General features: G+C 60.4%; 4 protein-coding genes. All 4 read right to left on the bottom strand.

Going from position 1 to position 2,803, the window contains the following annotated elements:
- Positions 1 to 793: bifunctional riboflavin kinase/FAD synthetase (locus VGU61_RS17135; RefSeq protein WP_326860421.1), on the bottom strand; the 793-nt coding region annotated here is incomplete at its 3' end.
- A 97-nt stretch (positions 794 to 890) separates the two neighbouring features.
- Positions 891 to 1,727: a M90 family metallopeptidase gene (locus tag VGU61_RS17130; RefSeq protein WP_326860420.1), complete on the bottom strand. Its 837-nt coding sequence runs from the start codon at positions 1,725 to 1,727 to the stop codon at positions 891 to 893.
- A gap of 63 nt (positions 1,728 to 1,790) precedes the next feature.
- Entirely contained in the window at positions 1,791 to 2,210 is a 420-nt protein-coding gene (locus VGU61_RS17125; RefSeq protein ID WP_326860419.1) for a YidB family protein, read from the bottom strand.
- A gap of 84 nt (positions 2,211 to 2,294) precedes the next feature.
- The coding region (locus tag VGU61_RS17120; protein ID WP_326860418.1) for a 16S rRNA (uracil(1498)-N(3))-methyltransferase at positions 2,295 to 2,803 on the bottom strand (509 nt) is incomplete at its 5' end.

The raw sequence follows: 2,803 nt of genomic DNA, 5'->3' as shown, positions 1-2,803 counted from the left end.
ATACATAGGTTTCCAGCAGCACCCGCCCGCTGTCTTCGACCGTGGGCCGGACGCCGATGCTCGCTACGCCTGGCAGAGGATTGTCCGAAAGGCCGTGCACCTGCACCACGAAAATGCCGGACAGCGCCGGGCGCTTGTGCGTCACGGCGAGGTTCATCGTCGGGAAGCCGATGGTTCGGCCCAGTTTTTTGCCGTGAATGACATGGCCGGAGACGGAGTAGGGATGGCCGAGCAGCGTGGCGACCCGCTCGAAATCGCTTTCCGCCAGTGCGGCGCGCACCGCGGAAGAGGAAATTCTTGTGCCGTCGCTGGTGACGGCCGGCAGCGCTTCGACGTGGAAGCCGTAGTGCTTGCCCGCCGCGATCAAGGTCTGCAGATTGCCTGCCCGCCTGGCGCCGTAGCGGAAATCTTCACCCACCATCAGCCATTTCACATGCAGGCCATCCACCAGCACCTTTTCGACGAAATCCTCCGGCGACATGGAGGCGAAATGCGCGTTGAAATGTTCGACGATCACCCGGTCGACACAAGCATTGGAAAGGGATTGCAGTTTGTCGCGCAGGCTGGCGATGCGGGCCGGCGCCTTGGAAAGATCACCCGCCATGCGGGCGAAGAATTCACGCGGGTGCGGCTCGAAGGTCATTACCGCCGCCTCCACCCCGAGGCGGTCGGCGGCTTCCCGGACGCGCGCGAGCAGCGCCTGATGGCCGCGATGCACGCCATCGAAGTTGCCTATGGTCAGCGCGCAAGGGGCGCGTGAGGCGGCATTGGGAAGTCCGCGGAATACCTTCATGCTGGGGGAATCAGTCTGATCGCAAAACCTTGAATTATAAATGCTTTCCGCTGCTTTTCTCGATTGCAACAGGAGGACGCCGAATGTTCAGCTGCCGTCAGGCGCGGCTAATCATCGGATCCTGGCGGTAATAGCGTGAAAGCAAGTCATATACCCGTGGATACGCTTGCGCCAATGGTGTCGGTTGCACGAAAAACGCTTCGGTTGCGACGGCGAAGAATTCGGCGGGATTCTGCGTCGCGTAGGGATCGAGCGGCAATGACGCGAACAGTTCATCGTAATGTTGAGCGTGGTGCGGATCGTCCGGGTCAAAGTTTTCCGGCAACCCCGCATCCAGCGATTCCACGCGAGATAGAAAATCGTCGTACGCCGAAGAAAACGCCTCTTTCCATTCCTGCAACCCGATGTCGCGATGAAAAGCGGAAAGAAACGGCGGACATCCGTTGGCGTCGCCATTGCCCATGTCGATCTTGTGGGCGAATTCATGGATCACCACGTTATAGCCGGGCACATCGAAGGCGTCCGCATCCTGCCACGACAGCACCACGGCGCCGCCGGCTCCGATTGCCTCTCCGGAAACCGGTTCGCGCCATTCATGCACGACCCCCGCCTCGTCCACTTCCGCCTGCGGAACCACGAATTCCGCCGGATAGACGATGATGCCGGCCATGTCGTCGTACAGGTCGAGCGTCAGGTGCAGCACCGGCAGGCAGGCCTGTGCAGCGATCATGACGGCAATGTCGTCGGTCAGCTCCAGCCCGCCGGCCCCGGTCATTGTCTTTTTGTCCAGCAATTGTTCGCACAAGTGCTTCAACGCCGCCAGATCCTGCGACCCCAGGAAATGCAAGAAAGGCAGGCGCGCGATGGTGGCCTGCCAGAGCGGATCGGGAATCGATGGTTTGCTGCGCGAGAAAAGTTGTTTAATCCATTGCATGGTTTCCATTGTCATGGAAACCATGCCGGATCGGCAACTCCGAAGGATCGGACGTTTTCGACACTATTTCTGGTTGCCCATGAATTCGCCAAGAAGGAAACCGAGATCGCCCAGTCCGCCATGTGGTGCCTTGCCGTTCGGCGTCAGTCGGTCGACCAGGTCGGGCAGCATTTCACTGAGTTGATGGGCTGCCTGGTTTTGCGGCAGACCGGTTTCTTCGGCGAGTTGCTGCAGGTGGCCGTCGCCGAGCACCAATTCGATCTCGTCGCCGGAGATCGGCATGTTCGGACCCTGGCTGATCCAGGACTGCATTACATTGCCAAGGCCGGCAATCTGGAAACGCTCGGTCAGGCCGGAAAGGCCGCCGGTCTGGCCGTTGTTGGCCAGCAATGAAAGGGCTGCCTGAAGCAGCCTGGTTTGCGTATTGAACAAATGCGGCTGTCCGCCGCCGGACGCGCCGACTGAGGGGTCGAGATATCCCATGCATGACTCCTGAACGATGAAAGCTCCACCATAGAGGAGCTCCGGATCGGGTGTGCGGGAATCAGGATGTTGTTTGATCTGTATTCACATTTCACCCCAAAGCGCATTCAATCCGGCAAGAGCGGCCAGCCCGGCGGTTTCGGTACGCAGAACACGCGGACCGATGGACAGGGGCAGGGTGCCGGCAGACAGGGCCAGCTCCTCCTCCTGATCGGTAAATCCGCCCTCCGGTCCAATCAGCAGGGTAACTGCCTGCGGCGGATGGTGTCGCGCCCAATCCGACAACGACTGTTCCGCCCGCGGCGTGAGCAGGATGCGGTGGTGCAATTCCTTTCGCGTCAGCCAAGTGCTGAAGTTTGCCGGCTCCGCCAGTTGCGGCAGGCGATTGCGGCCGCATTGTTCAGCGGCGGCAGTGATCACGCCTTGCCAATGCAACATTTTTTTTTCAGCCCGCTCGGCCGATAGTCGCGTGACGCAACGCTGCGCCGCAAGCGGCTGGATCGCGGCAGCACCCAATTCCACTGCCTTTTCGATGATCCAGTCCATCTTCGACCCTTCCGGCAATCCCTGCGCCAGCGTGATCGCGTATGGCA

It is taken from the genome of Noviherbaspirillum sp. (assembly GCF_035944575.1).
In the GTDB taxonomy this organism is placed as follows: Bacteria; Pseudomonadota; Gammaproteobacteria; order Burkholderiales; family Burkholderiaceae_D; genus Noviherbaspirillum.
Note: the sequence above shows the minus strand (reverse complement) of the source record. Positions and strands in the feature narration are given on the sequence as shown.

What these genes read in the sequence shown, in the direction of transcription:
- VGU61_RS17125 (WP_326860419.1), bottom strand. Translation starts at nt 2,210, where the DNA reads ATGGGATATCTCGACCCCTCAGTCGGCGCGTCCGGCGGCGGACAGCCG.
- VGU61_RS17130 (WP_326860420.1), bottom strand. Translation starts at nt 1,727, where the DNA reads ATGCAATGGATTAAACAACTTTTCTCGCGCAGCAAACCATCGATTCCC.